The sequence below is a fragment of the Mesorhizobium sp. WSM4816 genome (assembly GCF_055811535.1).
The window spans coordinates 22,678-37,779 of record NZ_JBVVQR010000027.1; the positions used below are offsets into that span (position 1 = coordinate 22,678).

General features: G+C 56.6%; 16 protein-coding genes, 1 tRNA gene and 1 pseudogene. 7 read left to right on the forward strand and 11 right to left on the reverse strand.

From position 1 onward, the window contains the following. The first annotated feature begins 90 nt into the window (after positions 1–90). Positions 91–166: transfer RNA gene (locus AC0L3H_RS23815), tRNA-Phe, on the forward strand. 211 nt (positions 167–377) lie between these two features. Next, positions 378–1,583, forward strand: a complete 1,206-nt coding sequence (locus AC0L3H_RS23820; protein WP_473587085.1) for a tyrosine-type recombinase/integrase — start codon at positions 378–380, stop codon at positions 1,581–1,583. A 407-nt stretch (positions 1,584–1,990) separates the two neighbouring features. On the opposite strand, the gene AC0L3H_RS23825 is transcribed toward AC0L3H_RS23820, so the two are convergent. Then, positions 1,991–2,611 (reverse strand): hypothetical protein, encoded by a 621-nt coding sequence (locus AC0L3H_RS23825; RefSeq protein WP_473587086.1) that lies wholly within the window; start codon positions 2,609–2,611, stop codon positions 1,991–1,993. Between the two features lie 212 nt (positions 2,612–2,823). Here AC0L3H_RS23825 and AC0L3H_RS23830 point away from each other — a divergent pair, with 212 nt between their 5' ends. After that, positions 2,824–3,072, forward strand: coding sequence for a hypothetical protein (locus AC0L3H_RS23830; protein WP_473587087.1), 249 nt, complete (start codon positions 2,824–2,826; stop codon positions 3,070–3,072). 317 nt (positions 3,073–3,389) lie between these two features. On the opposite strand, the gene AC0L3H_RS23835 is transcribed toward AC0L3H_RS23830, so the two are convergent. Beyond that, the gene (locus AC0L3H_RS23835) at positions 3,390–4,445 is read right to left on the reverse strand and encodes a hypothetical protein (RefSeq protein WP_473587088.1); all 1,056 of its coding nucleotides are present in this window, start codon (positions 4,443–4,445) and stop codon (positions 3,390–3,392) included. A 286-nt stretch (positions 4,446–4,731) separates the two neighbouring features. On the opposite strand from AC0L3H_RS23835, the gene AC0L3H_RS23840 reads away from it, so the two are divergent. Next, positions 4,732–5,238 carry a hypothetical protein gene (locus AC0L3H_RS23840; protein WP_473587089.1) on the forward strand — a complete coding sequence of 169 codons (507 nt, stop codon included), beginning with the start codon at positions 4,732–4,734 and terminating at the stop codon, positions 5,236–5,238. 25 nt (positions 5,239–5,263) lie between these two features. On the opposite strand, the gene AC0L3H_RS23845 is transcribed toward AC0L3H_RS23840, so the two are convergent. From AC0L3H_RS23845 to AC0L3H_RS23870, 6 genes and pseudogenes are all read right to left on the reverse strand, one after another. Beyond that, positions 5,264–6,223, reverse strand: a complete 960-nt coding sequence (locus AC0L3H_RS23845; RefSeq protein WP_473587090.1) for a toll/interleukin-1 receptor domain-containing protein — start codon at positions 6,221–6,223, stop codon at positions 5,264–5,266. 169 nt (positions 6,224–6,392) lie between these two features. Beyond that, complete coding sequence (locus tag AC0L3H_RS23850; protein ID WP_473587091.1) at positions 6,393–7,388, reverse strand: hypothetical protein; 996 nt, start codon at positions 7,386–7,388, stop codon at positions 6,393–6,395. A gap of 1 nt (position 7,389) precedes the next feature. Next, a complete protein-coding gene (locus AC0L3H_RS23855; RefSeq protein WP_473587092.1) occupies positions 7,390–8,061 on the reverse strand; it encodes an Abi family protein in 672 nt (223 codons plus the stop codon). 142 nt (positions 8,062–8,203) lie between these two features. Further along, positions 8,204–8,698 (reverse strand): helix-turn-helix domain-containing protein, encoded by a 495-nt coding sequence (locus AC0L3H_RS23860; protein WP_473587093.1) that lies wholly within the window; start codon positions 8,696–8,698, stop codon positions 8,204–8,206. A 329-nt stretch (positions 8,699–9,027) separates the two neighbouring features. Then, the gene (locus tag AC0L3H_RS23865) at positions 9,028–9,447 is read right to left on the reverse strand and encodes a site-specific integrase (protein ID WP_473587123.1); all 420 of its coding nucleotides are present in this window, start codon (positions 9,445–9,447) and stop codon (positions 9,028–9,030) included. A 146-nt stretch (positions 9,448–9,593) separates the two neighbouring features. After that, positions 9,594–9,806, reverse strand: a pseudogene (locus AC0L3H_RS23870) (transposase); the annotation flags it as partial. 232 nt (positions 9,807–10,038) lie between these two features. Between AC0L3H_RS23870 and AC0L3H_RS23875 the strand changes: the two are divergent. Both AC0L3H_RS23875 and AC0L3H_RS23880 read left to right on the forward strand, forming a co-directional pair. Beyond that, on the forward strand, positions 10,039–10,947 hold the full coding sequence (locus AC0L3H_RS23875; protein ID WP_473587094.1) for a hypothetical protein: 909 nt from the start codon (positions 10,039–10,041) through the stop codon (positions 10,945–10,947). A 25-nt stretch (positions 10,948–10,972) separates the two neighbouring features. Further along, the gene (locus tag AC0L3H_RS23880; protein WP_473587095.1) at positions 10,973–11,269 is read left to right on the forward strand and encodes a hypothetical protein; all 297 of its coding nucleotides are present in this window, start codon (positions 10,973–10,975) and stop codon (positions 11,267–11,269) included. A 15-nt stretch (positions 11,270–11,284) separates the two neighbouring features. Here the strand turns inward: AC0L3H_RS23880 and AC0L3H_RS23885 are convergent, their stop codons facing one another. The 3 genes from AC0L3H_RS23885 to AC0L3H_RS23895 all read right to left on the reverse strand — a co-directional run bounded on the left by AC0L3H_RS23885 (position 11,285) and on the right by AC0L3H_RS23895 (position 13,923). After that, positions 11,285–11,512 (reverse strand): hypothetical protein, encoded by a 228-nt coding sequence (locus AC0L3H_RS23885; protein ID WP_473587096.1) that lies wholly within the window; start codon positions 11,510–11,512, stop codon positions 11,285–11,287. Between the two features lie 303 nt (positions 11,513–11,815). After that, a complete protein-coding gene (locus AC0L3H_RS23890; protein WP_473587097.1) occupies positions 11,816–13,117 on the reverse strand; it encodes a tyrosine-type recombinase/integrase in 1,302 nt (433 codons plus the stop codon). Between the two features lie 335 nt (positions 13,118–13,452). Then, the gene (locus AC0L3H_RS23895; RefSeq protein ID WP_473587098.1) at positions 13,453–13,923 is read right to left on the reverse strand and encodes a hypothetical protein; all 471 of its coding nucleotides are present in this window, start codon (positions 13,921–13,923) and stop codon (positions 13,453–13,455) included. A 120-nt stretch (positions 13,924–14,043) separates the two neighbouring features. On the opposite strand from AC0L3H_RS23895, the gene AC0L3H_RS23900 reads away from it, so the two are divergent. After that, the gene (locus AC0L3H_RS23900) at positions 14,044–15,093 is read left to right on the forward strand and encodes a hypothetical protein (protein ID WP_473587099.1); all 1,050 of its coding nucleotides are present in this window, start codon (positions 14,044–14,046) and stop codon (positions 15,091–15,093) included. Positions 15,094–15,102: the final 9 nt, after the last annotated feature.

Here is a 15,102-nt window from a genome sequence, read left to right on the forward strand (position 1 = left end):
ATTCCCGTGCTATAACCCACGCGCTTTCAAGGGGCGCCTGCGGCGCTTTCAAGAAATCCGGCGTGCAGAACTGCCCGCGTGCCGGAACAGGCCCAGATAGCTCAGTTGGTAGAGCAGCGGACTGAAAATCCGCGTGTCGGTGGTTCGAATCCGCCTCTGGGCACCATCCCCTCTTCTCCCGAGACTCGCTTCCGCCGAACCTTCTACGCTTCAGTCTCCGCAAATCGCTGAATTTGCGTATGTTTTCGGCACGAAAGATGCGCTTGGGCGAATTTCATCGCGGTTCAGCAAATTTCGTCAAACGGGGCGAGGTGTTGGTATTTTTGTTGGTATCGGAGAACCTGTTGGTATCGAAGCGCCCAACAGGAGGTCCCACAATGGCTCTCTCCGACGTGAAATGCCGCAACACCCGGCCCGCGTCCAAGCTCCTGAAACTATCCGACGGCGGCGGGCTTCAGCTGTGGGTCCAGCCATCGGGAACAAGGCTATGGCGCCTCGCCTATCGGTACGACGGGAAGCAGAAGCTGCTGTCCCTGGGCAGCTACCCTGTCATTTCTCTCGCAGATGCCCGCCAAGCGCGCGATGAAGCCAAACGCCTCCTCAAGGCTGGTGCCGACCCAGCGCAGGAGCGCAAGTTTCACAAAGCCAATTCGCAAAAAGACACCTTTCGCACAATAGCGGACGAATATGTGGACAAGCTGAAGAAGGAGGGACGTGCCGACCGGACGATCAGCAAGGTGAAATGGCTGCTCGACTTTGCCTATCCGACAATCGGCGACAAGTGCATTCGGGAGATCGATACGGCCACCATCCTTACTGTCCTTCGTCGCGTAGAGGTTCGCGGTCGATACGAATCGGCCCGGCGACTGCGCTCCACCATCGGCAGTGTGTTTCGATACGCAATCGCGACCGCACGCGGCGAGGCAGATCCGACGATCGCTCTGAGGGGCGCGCTCATTAGTCCGACGGTTACGCCGCGAGCTGCGGTTACCGATCCCGAGGACTTGGGCGGCTTGCTGAGGGCGATCGATGCATTTGATGGACAGCCTACAACCCGAGCCGCCCTGAAGCTGATGGCGCAGCTGTTTCCCCGCCCCGGCGAGCTACGCGCGGCCGAATGGAAAGAGTTCGATTTCGAAAGCTCGGTGTGGACCATCCCTGAAGGACGCATGAAGATGCGACGGCCGCACCGCCTACCCCTTTCAAGGCAGGCCGTCAGCGTTCTGACTTCACTTAGAGAAATCTCTGGTGGTGGATCGCTGCTGTTTCCTAGTGTTCGATCGGGTTCACGTCCGATTTCCGACAACACGCTTAACGCCGCCCTGCGCCGCATGGGCTACGGTAAGGAAGAAGCTACCGCGCACGGTTTTCGAGCAACGGCATCAACTCTGCTAAACGAATGCGGAAAGTGGCATCCGGACGCCATAGAGCGGCAGCTGGCCCATGTTGAGAACAATAACGTTCGTCGCGCCTACGCCCGGGCAGAGCACTGGGAAGAGCGCGTAAAGATGATGCAATGGTGGGCCGATTATCTGGATGAACTCGAGAGCAAAAATGCGCGGGTGAAAATTCCCGGCGGTTGAAGACCCCTAAACTGGTCGACCTATGGTCTGGCGAACCCATGACAAAGACGAATGGTGACTTGAAGCGCTATACCACTGCACTGAATCAAACTCTGCGAGAGGATGGCCCCTCCCGCTTTCGGGACACATTAACACTGCCCAAATTTCCAGTGAAGCCAAGCATTCCTCCTCGAATTTCGGCCCATGCATGGCGAGAAGTGAAAATGACCTTTGCGCCTCATGCCAGCCGTATACGCAAACATGCCTATGCCTGAAAGCGGACGTTCCGGCTGACTGGATGGCTCAGCAATGCGCAACAAACTAGCTATCTGACAAGTCAAACATCGGGACGTAGCTCAGTTTTCATAGGCGGCACGAGGGCGCTGCGCCAAAAGTTCGCACAGGTCGCACGCCGTGCTGGCGCGTGCTCAAACAACGGCCAACCACTGCTCGATCAGTGATGCAGCCTGAAACGCGGTTTGCTCAGCCCGATCATCGTCAACGATAGCGCCGAGCGCGCTGCGAAGCCCGCCGGGGATGCGATGGCGAAGGCTTTCCACCTGCTCGATAGCGGGCGCATAGCTTGCTTGCTGCTCAGTTCGTGGCACCTTGCCGGCGAGATCCATCAGGCCACGCGCGATGGCGACATCGCGCGCCGCACCGCCAAACGCGCCGAGGACGATCAGCGGCTTGCCCGCATCCAGTGTCAACACCGCCTCCTCTACGATCCCCGGCATCGCCCCGCCATACCAATCGGCTGGATCGGCCAGCACGCCCATCTTTCCGCCCAAAATCACGCGCGCATCGGCGCGTGCCGTCACCATACGCCGCGCACCGCTGTGGGCTTGTGCGGGCGAGAGGTTTGGAACTGCGGCAAACCAGGCGGCAAGCTGCGCATGGTTCTTTACGATCTCCTCGCCGATCCGGATGCCACCACCGCCGGGTCGGGCCGCAACGAGTGCGTCCCCGCGCGCAATAGCCGTCCGCACTATGCTCCGCCCCTCGTTCAGGATTGCGTAGAGGTCCTCATAGCGTGTCAACCGCGCCACAGGGTCGGGGATGAAATGGTGGAACGGCGCATCAGCCGGCTGTTATTCGAGCAGCGATCTCGAAGCTCGAAGCTATTGATGCCATCACGATCCCGATCGATATAACGGCAGAAGAGATACGGAGGGCCAACTACGCATGGCTGTCGCGGTTTGTTCATGTCGACTATGCCGCTCATGTGGTCGCAGCACATCCTTCATATCCCGATGGAAGCATGCAGCGACTGGCGATGCTGGGCAATGTCGGTGAGACATCGAAAGCCAAGCTCGCGCATAGCCTCGTGTACCTCTGGGTCAGCTTGCTCCGGCTTGAGAAGCTGCTGTTCGAGAAGCACGGCTGGGGACGACTGCGACGGGATCGCAGCCGCTCGTGGTTTCAATACCGCTGCCGTGCGCTCGACAAGCTCTTTCTTGCCTATCTGCCGAGGTTCTGGGAAGAGAACCCACCGCATGGCCTAGACTAACAGTGTGGCGCCCGCTGATGAGATTTGTCTCGGCATTGCTCAAAACTACGGTATACGACAGATGCGTGAGGCGTGGATTTTCACTGTTGTAGGAGCGAATACCTGATACCTGACCGATCAAAACGGAGCCGAAACGGCCGATCTGGTAGGCCTGACTGCAGATATTGTCTCAGCCTACGTTAGCAAAAATCCACTACCCGTCGCCAAGGTTTTCAGAACTAAAATACTTGCCGTTCCAGGATCAAGAGGCATACAGCGCGCTCCAACGTTCGGCTGCCTCGGCATGGGCACGGCGTCGAGCCTCGCTGCGCCAGTAGCTATTTCAGGAGGTCTTTCAGGCTCATATCCAATTTGACGCTGAAGACCTTTGAAATCTTCTCCAGCAAGCCCTCCGCCGGCCGGACGCGCAATGTACTGCGCACCTTTCGACCATCAGAAGTCAGGTTTTCGCTTTCGAACTCGGCCTCTAATGTCAAACCTTTCGCGCGAAGCTCTTCCATAATATCGGGGATTTCCGCAACGTCGGGAATGATGGCGTTCTGTGACAGCTGGTGACCATCTCGCTCAGCAAGCTCTAAGCCGCGCGCAACCATCTCGGGGGTGTTCATTCCGCGATCGATAAGACCGAGCGTCAGCGTGTCCTTTGGCGGGAAAAAGTATTGATAGACGCCGAGCGCTCGCAAGCGCTCCTGTACATCCTCAATTCTCTTGCCCTGCAAAAACATCTCCCAATCTGCATCACTCAGCTCGTAGATCGGGATCGGGCAAATTCCCTGCTCGCGGTCTTCGGCCAAATTGTCGAGATGCTGAAGCTGCTCGAAGAAGAATTGTCCGAAGCGAATTAGCCCATCGGTCTCTTCCGTGGCCGGCATGTCCCTCAGCCTCATCCAGTCAATCGATGCGGCTTGCTGAATGCCGTTCATAATGTGAGAGAGGATCGGCAAGTTGCTCCGGCCCATGGCATGCAGAAAAGGCGCCAAGGCCGGGCCATAGGTTTGCTTTAGCGTCTCCGTACCTGCGTCACCCATGGCAAGCATGCTCAACGCGGTTACGACGTTGGCTATGTCCAACTCGCCGTTCCCGTTTCCGAAAACGGTACGGGCAGTATGCGCTAGGTCAACCGCTAATGGCCGGGCAACTAGCACGCGGACATCGGGCATCGTCACCTGGACATCAACGCGCATCAGAGCTGCCACGCGCGGATTCGGTTCAGCCGATACCAAGATGAGCCGCTTGTCCTTGTCATCTACCGCTATGGCCTGGACGGCGTGTTTAAGGCCACTGCTGCCTTGAATTTCCTTGTGTTCGCGGTATGCCGCGCCAAGAGCGGTGCAGAACGATTTCCAGATGTCCCCATCCTTTTCTCCAGCCATTTCCATCCTCGTGCGAAGCGATCCCGTCGCTGATAATATAGGTAATCCGTTCGGCCCAAAGGCACACAAAACGTAGAGGCCCCTGGAAAACCGAGGCTTATTCTCAACGCTTCCTAGAGTTGGCACAGCAGCAATCTTATTTGGCGGATTCGAATGCCAGCCACCGCACAATTTCGGTTTGTCGAGCCACGGTCCGCCGCCGCGACACACACCGCTTGCTCAATTTCAACGGCCGAACTTGCAGCCGAGAGGTGGCGAGGGATGCAACTGTAAGATAAGAGCGGGTATGCATCTCACCACTAATGCGTCCACAAAACACATCAACCAGGCTGAGGCCGGCGAACTAATCTCAATCCGCCTTGGCGGCGATCCTTATATTGGAATCGTCCTTGCCAACGAAAACAATCGAGTCATCCTCGGGATTGTCAGCGGATTCAAAGCGGATTTGTACGCGTTCCACATGCAGCTAAACAGCGGCGGGAAGTGCATCTCCTTCGGCAAAGATTGGTTACTTGAGCCGAATTTCGGTCCTCAGACATGGGTAGGAAATCGAGAGTTCTCGGAAACGCCTGGCGTTGTGCACATAACACCGAGTGGCACCATGATCACATTCGCACCCCGGAGGGAGGACTGGCACAGTTCGGCGTTGAGCTTTGATCTTCGGAAAAGCGCGATCGACCAATACGACTACAACACTGCAGCGCCTGTGCTCGCCTGGAGCATTTGGGAAAACGCGGCTTCACGCGAGCGCAAGGGCGCAGAGCCGCTCGCAACTTTTCTGCTGAAGGTCTAGCTCCACTGAGATATCCGAACCGGCACTAGCGGACATGCTGCAGCCGGTCGATGAAGCGGCTCCAAAGATAGTTCGCCATCGTATCGGCATCCATCTGCTTGATGTTGTTCGCCCTTTCGAAATTTGAGAAACCCATCGCCATGGTGGCAACGAAATGCAGCTCATCCGTCTCAGCCAAGTGTATGATCTCGTTGCAGCTATTATCGGAAAAATGCTGCCCCTCAGCGTAGCAAATGGTGTCATTGGAATGCATGCCGCCAATCCACACGCGGCAACGCGAGACACTTTTGCCATCGACGAAAACTTCCGCGCGGAGGTCGGCATTGGTTCGCATTTCGATCTCTATGTGAATGCGTGGCTCGCTTGCTGCAATCTCTTTTGCGCCATCTTCAAACAGGTTCTGGATGGTCTCGAAGCCCTGTCGGAGGAACCGTCGCTTATCGATGTCGGTCGGCGCGACCTTGAGCTTTGTAAACGACGCCGGACGCGACGCTCGTATTGGGGTCTGATCTCCGCTTGGGCCGGGGAACTGTTTGTGATCCACGTGATTGGTGAAGGCAGGAAACGAAGGGCGCATAGAAGGTTTTGCACGGCCCTCCCGCAAGCCATCCAATAGCGTTATGCGGGCTGCCCTCTCATCAAGGTCGGCAACGCGGATCTGAACGATGGAGGTCAATAGACCCTTTGGCTCGCACGATCGAACCATCACGGGCACCAGTTTGCGAGACACTCCGCGAGGATCTCCGCCAAACGCTGCCGCCCATTCGGGTGACGCGAACTGCGACTTCAAATAGTCCGGAGACAGGACCATGATTGTTCTCGAAGCGGTCTCGGAGGCCTTTTGCATCTCGAGGACAAAGTTGGCACCGGGGCGAAAATCCCAAGCTTGAATGACGACACTGCGACCCTCCTCCTCGATGACGTATGCGATCCACTCCGCCCAACGTTGGTCGGCTCCTGTGTAGCTAATGAAAAAATCGGTCATCTGAACTCTCGTGAAGTTAAATCAATACCCTTCGACACCGTCGAGCGCCACTTTAAGTGTGATGCTCTCTGGACAGAGAATCTCTCATTTGCGCGGCCAGGTTCGTGCGATCAAAAGGCCGCTATGCGCCAAAGTGCGCAGATGAACGGGTCCATCCGCGGAGCGCCACTTAGAACGGTATCTCATTGTCATGCTGACGCTGTGGCTCGGGCGTTGCCTTCGCCGGCAAGGCGACGCGATTGACGATGTAGAGGTCGAGGATGTCCTTCCGCTCGATGAACATGATCTGGCTGCGTTGCGTCGCATTGAGCTTTTCCGCCAGCCAGTTGCGCGCGGCCTTGGTGATATCGCCGCCAGCGACGATAAACGCATGGTCGACCAGGACTTTGCGATTAACCTCCGGATCAAAGATGGCGTGGCCCAGCATCATGGTAACCTGGTTGTAGATCTCGCCGATATTGACGTTGCTGCCTTTTCCCATCCCGGCAGCGTCAAGCTTGCCACGCTTTGCCTGGATGCCGAAATACAGCCAATGCATCGTCGGCAGCCGGTACTTCATCCAGACGTCTTTGCCATATTCAAGCGCCTTGTCGGCGTGTCCGGCAGGCGAAATACGCAAGAATCCGATCTGGCGGAACAACGGCAGCAGCACCTCCTCAATCAGCTCGTCTTCCGAGCAGCGATCGAGATAGGCCTCGAGCAGGGCGCGCCGATCGAGCTCCTCCTTCGACATCGGCCGATGCGGATTGGCATCGAGCGCCAAAACTGTCTTTGTTCCTAGATGCCTGAGATAGCATTTGCGATCCTCAGCGTAGAACGCTTCGAAGCCTTCTCGACGCAGTGCATCGTTCAGCATGGAAAGCGCCTTTGGACGATCGGCGGCCTCGTTGCGGGCATCCTCCTGGTCCATCAACCTCGCGATGACGGCCAAGAAGGTCATAGGCACCATGTTTGCGCCTCTCACCGGACCCTCTAGGATGTCGCGAAGTCTATCGGCAACCCAGTACATGCGGGTCGAACCGTCATGGACATAGTCGGTATCGCAATCCTCGAAGAACTCCGTAAGGGCGCTGCTGCTGCGATAGACGAACACCGACTCCGGCGCCTCGAAGTTGCCGCAGATGAGGTTACCGAGCTCTTTCAGGGTGCGGGGTTTGAACTGCATGTCATGCCGCTGCTTCGGGCTTGTAGAGTGCGACGCCGTCTTGGGGATAAAGCTGAGTGAACCGCGAACAATCGCGGCACCACTCAGCGGCCATCGGCGACAGCCATGTGGTCAGTTGCAGGATAGCCTCGTAATGCTTGGGCAGTGACCAGTAGAGTATAGGCTCATGATGCGCGATCCGGTTGCGCAAGGTGCGGATCGGGGCGAGCGGCTTGGAGAATGCCTTGCGGGTCAGGCCTTTGCCATCTTCACGCCGGGCAATGTCTTTCAGGGTCTGTTGCCAGAGGTCCTCGTATTCCTTGCCGAGCAAGGCAGTCCAATAGCCGAAGGTCAAGGCGGCCACGACGCGGCCGGGGGTCTCCTCCTTCTTGGCATCCTCAATGTCTTGGCGTGCCTTGGCGAGCATCTCCGCCTGCACCGGGTTTGCTTGGTAGGCCTGAAGGTCATACCAGGTATCGCCATGGGTAGCCGCCATTACCTGATGGATGCGGTTACGCAGAGCGACCTCAAGCATATGCAAGGGGGTATAGAGGCTCTCACACAGGGCAGCGTTGAGGGTATAGAGCTCTATGGCCCTATTGCGGTCGCCACCGGCCCAACCCAAGTATGTGCCGAACCTGTCTGCGGAAAGGGTGTCCTCCAGAGAGGGGTATAGGGGTGGCTGCTTGTCCATAGTCACTCTGGGGTGTCACTCTGGGGTTGATTCCTCCCCACCCTTGGTTATATTGCAACTGTAAACCCCGGTACCGTCTCTGCCCTAGGCATGCGGCCGGGGTGACTCTTTTCTGGGGGTAGGCGTAGGGGTAAGCCCTGGCCTACCCCTTTGCTTTGGTGCGCTTGCCCCTAGGGGTCTCGGCCTTCTTCCTGGCCTCCTCCCTCTCCTCACGCTCCTTGGCGAAGTCCGGTTCAAGAGCCTGGACCTTGGCAATGAGTCCATCGAGGACATAGGTGTTAGCGCCCCAGTCACCTTGGCTGGTCTTATGCTGCTCCCGCTTGATGAACCCTGCCTTCTCCAGGGTCTGCATGTTGGCCTTGACCGTGGAAGCCTTGATGCCGATCCGGTCGGCCAATTGTTGTTTGGTCGGGAAGGGGTCGCGGCCGGGGATGCGCAGGTACTCAATCAGCTGCACCAGAATGCAGAACTGGGTGGTGTTGATACCTAGGCGGCGCTGTGCACGGACCATGATGCTCGGGACGGCAGCATAGCCGTGCAGCTTGACTTTCTTGCCCCAGATCTTCTCGAAATTGCCGGACGGGGTTTCTTCCACCGGGGCGGGAAAGGGAACGACTGTAGTGGATGGTGTGGTCATCGGAATACTCGAGTTGGTTGCTTGACCCGAGAAATAAGGGCGACTGCCGTGCTGGCGCAATGGGTCGGGCAGCTTGAGGCAGGCGATATTTCTAGCCGACCCTTCTACCGTGCTTCCGCTGCTACCGAATAGCCCTACTTCCGTTATGCTATTTGGTGGCTAGGTTGCGAGACCCACCTGGGTCGATATTTCAGCCCACGGTGGGCTATGCTTCTCACCCACCCGCTTCGCCATATCTCACCATATGGGCCTGCCGGCAGGCCTCTTGAATCGTAGGTGCGCTCGATTTTTGCCGCGGCCGCGACAGCCAAGCTAGGACAATTCCTTGTCTAGGCCGACGTGCGCAAGGCCTGCCCAGTACCGTCACGTTTGCCGGCCTCAATTGCCTGTTGTGTAGCGCGCGGGCCGATCCAGGAACGAATGGCGGCCTCCTTGGCGATTATGTTGCCTAAGGCCCCAAATATCGTGCTGCTGATTGCCTGTTGCTGCGCGCGCAGGTGATCCTCGAGGAGCTTATGACGAGAAAGGTAACCTGCGTTGACGCCTGGAATGGCATGGTTCATCAGCAACCGCGCATCGAACTCCGAAACACCAGCCGGCGTTGCCAAGGTCCGGAACGTCTGCCGCAAATCATTTCCCCACTTCGCTAGGGTGTCCCGGTGTTCCTTCTGTTCGGCTAGGTGCCGGCTGTCGCTATCCGCAGGGAACAGCCAGTCATTGGCCTGAAGAGGGATGGCAGTGCCGGGCAAACCGGATCACCCGGAGAAGGCACTGGATCATTTGGCGCGACAGCGGAATGTCGAAGGCACGATCCGCGCCGCCCTTCGGACATGGGATGTGCAGCACCCGGCGGCGGAGGTCGAGATGCTGCGGCTTCGCCTCCATCAGAGCCGCGGGCCGGCATCTTCTTGAGCCGAGCGTTCTCGTCTTCCAGAGCCTTCGGCCGGCGGGCGTCGGACACGTCCATCCCGCCATACTTGGCCTTGAACTTGCAGAACGTCGCTGCCGAGATGCCGTGCTTGCGGCAAACATCCGCCGTCTTCGCACCGGCCTCCTGCTCGTTCAGCATCCCGATTATCTGTTCTTCCGTGAACCGCGAGGGGCGCATCGTCCGCCTCCGTGATCGACGGACTCTACCCAAATCTGGATGAAGTTCAGGGTCTCAGGTCACCTCCCCCCGTCCGGTCTGCCGAAAGACCATATACAGCACCCCACCTAATAAAATATCCCTGTCGATTCCAAACGCAAGTAGTTGACAAAGGTGCGAAAGGTTATTCTACCTTAAACAAAAAATTAAAAATCAGTGTAATCGCCAAATGTTGGGGGCAAGGGGCACAGTGGTGAAGCTGGTTTTCGCGAAAGTCGTGTGCATTCCCGCGCTTCTTTGCGCATGCGCAATCCGCCCGGACATCAAGGATGTAGCACGCGTTGATACCTATGAAGTTGTAAAGCGGGTTCGATGCGAGCTTCGTGATGCCGTCAGGGATGTGGCGAGACGAGCGATCTTAAGACGACACCCCGATGCCACAGACCGGTTTACGAAGGACAGTGATTTTGTGGGATTTGACTACAGAACTTTAGGCAAGGAAACAGAGGAGATTTTCTCAATATACGCCGATACGGTAATAGGTACAGAGTTTACGTTTGACGCTACGGAGAATAATAACATTGGAGGCGGGTTGGATGTTTTGAATACATTTTCAAGAGGAACATTAGGCATTGGCGCAGGAGCGAGCAAAAAGCTAAGCCGTAACAATGTCGAGAAGTCAAGATCAATCGATACATTTGAGAAGATTGCCACTAACCCGAGCACTAGCAACAGATATTGTGGCGAATATGGACTTCCTCCGTCCAATTTTACGTATCCCATAACAGGGAAGATTGGACTTGAGCCTGTCGTCACCAAATTTTTCGATTACAATCAATCAGCGAATCTCGCAGCGCCACCCGGAAGCGCCTCGCAGGCAGAATATTCTGTAACACTAAAATTTACCACGACACTCAGCGCAGACGTCGCAGCCGTCGCAAAATTTACGCCCTTAGATAAGCGCTGGCAACTGGCTGGAGTAGATGGTGTCGCTGACGTAAGTCGCAGTGACATACACACTTTGTCGATCGTCTTCGTCCTACCATCTAAGAAGACGCCCGACGGCGTCACTATTGCAGAGCAGCGCGCGGTGGAAGAGCTTAATTATCTGCGACAGCGTGATGATCTGCGGACATTTGGGCAAGATTTGCAACGTTTCTGACAACCGCTTTCGTGTGGAGGGAGGCATGACTCGAACCAAAGTCAAAATTCGGAAAGTCGAGGTCGCGCTGAAGTTTCTTAGCGCGCGTTCCGTGTTTGAGATCGTTGATGAGATACGAAAGACAGGGCTGGCTGATGAGTTTTTGAAGCAATGCGACAATCGGCAAAGCGGCGTCGTAATCAGCAGAGAGGATGCGAATTTCGTAAAGAAGTTCCTTGCGGACTACGCCAACGAACATCTTTCGGATGACCGCGGCGGCAAGGAGACGGCAGAGCTTCACTCAATGATCGTTCGAACTGCGGGTTCTCGGCCCAGGTGCTAAGCGTCGATCGTCGATTTAGGCGCGGTTGCTGTTCCAAGGGTGATCGGGATCGATCGGCCGACCATTGATGTCAGAGCCGATGACATAACCCCGCGCTTCTTCCTTCTGGATCAACGTGTCGTGGTCGCGCTTGCAGACCGTCTCGACGTTGTCCAGGTCGAAGAACAAATTCGGATCGCCGCCATGCTTCATCTTGTGGTGCGCGACTGCGGCTTGCGGATGATGCCCATCGCCTTCGATCACGATGCACTGGCAACGCTGACAGGTGTAGAGATCGCGGAGGAAGGCTTGCCGGCGGATGCCGTGGTTGTCGCGGCCGGCGATCGACTTCCTTTTTCAACTCGACCTGTCGAACACCTGTGTTTTCGAGTACGGCGGCGGCGCTTCCACCTATTACTGGGCGCGCCACTCCGGGTCGGTCACCTGCGTCGAAAGCAGCCGGCGTTGGTTCAAGCAACTTCGAGCAGACCTGGGCGGCAGCGCGACGCTTCTTTATCGCAAGCGCCAAGGCGAATTTTCCCGAGCAATACTGGAAACCGACGGTGTCTACGACATCATCCTCGTCGATGCTGCGCCGGCCAGAGCGGCCAGAGGAATGGTCGCGAGCTTGTTGGCGCCCTTGGCGAGCAACTTTTCAATCTCGTCCGATGTCATCCGCACGGCGAGCTTTAGCGCTTCATCGATGTGGACGTAATCCTGCGTAACGTTTTGCGATGCGTGGCCAAGCATGGCGCGGATGGTCAACTCCGAGAAACCGAGATCACCTGCAACGCTGCCGAAGGTGTGCCGGAGAGTGTGCGGCGTCACTCCGCTGATGCCGGCGAGCCTGCAGACGCGATCCAGGCATGACCTGACGGCCGTAAAGGGCCCGTCCGCCCCCGCGGACGGAAACACATGCGGATTGCCGATGACGCAGGGCTGAGCTTCGATGACGCGGATCGCCGCCGGACCGAGTGCACGGAGTTGCGCATCACCCTTGGTGTCCGGGAAGGCCACGTAGCCCCCTTCCGGATGAACCCATATGCGGTGCATGGCTTGCGCTTCTTCACGCCGAAAGCCAGTCAACAGGAGTAGGCGCACGACACCGAGAGCGGTTGGGTTTTCGCCGTTACGTTCAGCATAGGCGATAGCCGTGCCGAGCGCTTCGATTTCCGCGACGCCCAAACGGCGGTCCTTCTTCTTGCTCTTAAGCTTTTTCGCTCCCTTCGTCGGGTGCTCGGCGAGAAGTCCCTTGTGCTTGGCATGGCCGATGACGGCTTGAAGCGTGCCCACGCACCGGCCTGCGACGCCGGCACCGCCAGAGGTCTTGCCACCACGCCCCTCGGGGCGCGGCTTCGCGGTCTTTCCGTTCCTGACGTCGGCCTGCATCTGCTCCACATCTGCGATCGTCAGATGGCGGACCACGCGCTTTCCGAGGAGAGGCTTGATGTGGGTCCTGATGCAGCTTTCGTCCATGTTCAGCGACGACGCCTTGATTGGTCGGTTCTTTCGGCCGAGGATGTTTCCGGTACGCGCTTCTGTAAGATACCAGTCGCACATCTCTGCTACCGTCATGCCCCTCCGGGCTTGGCGTGCTTGGTCAGCGGGATCCTCACCGGCCACGACCAACCCGACCTTGATCTTGGCCAAATCGCGTGCCTGCTCGACGGTCACGATGCCAGAGCGGCCGAGATTAATGCGGCGCTTGATCCCCTCGGAATTGCGGTACTGCAGGATGAACGTCCTGAGGCCCGATTTCAGGACACGGACGCCAAACCCGCGAATTTCGCTATCCCAGTAGACGATCTGCTTGTCGGACGCCGGGGCGAATGAGTCGACGGCCCTCTTTGTCAGTTTGGTGGTCGGCATGCCATTTTCTCCTGGAGACAAAATTCTGAAGACAGGCCAGTGTCTCCAAAATGTCTCCAAAAAAAAGCGTTTCGTCGGTTATGGAAGGATAATCCATCGTATGCTCATGTCAATAACTATCTGTATAATAGGCATTTTTCGCACTGTAGCGTACCGTTGTGTACCCTGGCCATAAAGTTCGTAATGATGGGGTCAAGTGTTCGAGTCACCTAAGCGGCACCAATAATCCAAACAAAATCAATGCGATTTGGCGATTGGCAGTTGGTACCACGTATTCTTTAGGCCGGTGTGGTACCGCTATGGCACCTACGTGGAGCATAGATCCACAACTTTGCTCAGCCTACGAAAAGGGATGTCACCTGAATCGCAATCCCTGCGATGGCGATTCCCGTCGCTTTAGCGACGGCTCGGCTTGATTTGCCGGTCGATATCTTCGCATCCAACGAATTATATGTACGAACCGCATCAGTAAGATCAAGCTGGATTTGGTGCCAGAGAATGATCTCCCTGACCTCCCCTTGCAATTGCTCATGTGTCACTGGCGGCAGGGCTCTGCCTCTCGCGGCGTCAATAAGCTTCACCATCTCAATCTGCTTATCTGCCATTCGCTCACGAAGTCGCTTTTCGCTGGACTGGATGCCGCCGGCCTTGACGTTGTGAATGTCAGCGTGAACTCGTCGGATATCGGCCGCCAAGATGAACAGTGAAAGCACAACCAGGGCTTGACCGATTACCGCCAATCCCCGTTCTGACCAAATAAGTAAGGCTAAGTTTGCAAAATCCTGGGAGGGGCTGACCAGATCCATAGTGAACGGAATCCTGCTTTGGCGGTTCTTTCCCAGATAGCAGGTTTTTGTTGGGCATGGCCCAATTTCCAAGTTTGTGATCTTATCCGAGCCACATTGTTTCGAATCGGGGGGGCGAAGATGTCTGCGAAAAGATGCAAAATTCACTACCGAAAGCTGCGCCGTGACAACGCGCAGTTTCCGACAGAGACCTTGAGTGTGAAGATCCGGCAGGCTCTCAATACCACCAAAGGTGCTTCCCGGATTGGCGATAGGGTCAATCATCGAATCGCCAACGTGCCAAAATCCGAGGGCGCTCAACGTTTCCTGAACGACTTTTTTGAAACTGACGAATATGTCTTCGGTGACATTTGCCTTTTCTCACCGGGTCAAATGCAGGCGCTGCTTCAACTTTCAGCCGACCCTACTCATCCGACGCTCGATGAAGTGATGAGAGCCTGGGCCATCGCAGAATCGAAGGCGCCGGCCGGCCACGAATATCTTCATGGCATCGCCTATTGGTTGGCGATAGGCGACCATTTCTACCAGATTCAGCATACCTCGCTGCAGGCAAAGTCGATGGAAGAATATTTGACTTGGCTGCTTCGCGATCAGTCAGGCGTCATATCAACCGACCAGTATGTGGAATTGCAGGCTGAGTTTGATCGAGACCAGGTTGGCGGAGACCTCGGAGATGTAAAGTCAGTCGAAATCGGCGGTCTTGTGCCCGAGACCGTGCGGCCCACATTGCCACCTGTTGCTGTGCCCGGAAAGGTTGTTGAATTTGAAACGCATGAGAGCCTGGGCGACAAGATCGCGGCAGGGTGGGGAAAAGCCAGAAAAATTATCGAGGATCTCCTAGGTCCGGTTGAGGCTCAAAAGTTGATAGAGTCCATGCCTCCGGATGCTTCGTTGGAAGTCACCGTCAATATCGGCTACCGTGCCACCAAAAGAAAATTCGGTAAGGAGTTTATGGGCAATATAGCGGCGGGATTGCGAAACGCGCCTGACGGCGAGTTGAGAGTACGCGGACGCGACGGGGAAATCAAAGGCGACGATGCACGTCTCTCTGCTGACATGACGGTGCGAAAGATGTCTGATACCAGCGGCCTTCTTGATCTTGAACACGCACTGTCACAGATGCTCGAAGTCCATAGGCGTTTCCTACATGATGGAAAGATCGTCGGATAATCGCCATAT

Excerpts from the sequence above, each read along its gene's own strand:
- AC0L3H_RS23830 (WP_473587087.1), top strand. The coding sequence starts at position 2,824 with ATGCAGCGACTGGCGATGCTGGGCAATGTCGGTGAGACATCGAAAGCC.
- AC0L3H_RS23820 (WP_473587085.1), top strand. The coding sequence starts at position 378 with ATGGCTCTCTCCGACGTGAAATGCCGCAACACCCGGCCCGCGTCCAAG.
- AC0L3H_RS23900 (WP_473587099.1), top strand. The coding sequence starts at position 14,044 with ATGTCTGCGAAAAGATGCAAAATTCACTACCGAAAGCTGCGCCGTGAC.
- AC0L3H_RS23860 (WP_473587093.1), bottom strand. The coding sequence starts at position 8,698 with ATGACCACACCATCCACTACAGTCGTTCCCTTTCCCGCCCCGGTGGAA.
- AC0L3H_RS23880 (WP_473587095.1), top strand. The coding sequence starts at position 10,973 with ATGACTCGAACCAAAGTCAAAATTCGGAAAGTCGAGGTCGCGCTGAAG.
- AC0L3H_RS23855 (WP_473587092.1), bottom strand. The coding sequence starts at position 8,061 with ATGGACAAGCAGCCACCCCTATACCCCTCTCTGGAGGACACCCTTTCC.
- AC0L3H_RS23890 (WP_473587097.1), bottom strand. The coding sequence starts at position 13,117 with ATGCCGACCACCAAACTGACAAAGAGGGCCGTCGACTCATTCGCCCCG.
- AC0L3H_RS23845 (WP_473587090.1), bottom strand. The coding sequence starts at position 6,223 with ATGACCGATTTTTTCATTAGCTACACAGGAGCCGACCAACGTTGGGCG.
- AC0L3H_RS23895 (WP_473587098.1), bottom strand. The coding sequence starts at position 13,923 with ATGGATCTGGTCAGCCCCTCCCAGGATTTTGCAAACTTAGCCTTACTT.
- AC0L3H_RS23850 (WP_473587091.1), bottom strand. The coding sequence starts at position 7,388 with ATGCAGTTCAAACCCCGCACCCTGAAAGAGCTCGGTAACCTCATCTGC.
- AC0L3H_RS23835 (WP_473587088.1), bottom strand. The coding sequence starts at position 4,445 with ATGGCTGGAGAAAAGGATGGGGACATCTGGAAATCGTTCTGCACCGCT.
- AC0L3H_RS23840 (WP_473587089.1), top strand. The coding sequence starts at position 4,732 with ATGCATCTCACCACTAATGCGTCCACAAAACACATCAACCAGGCTGAG.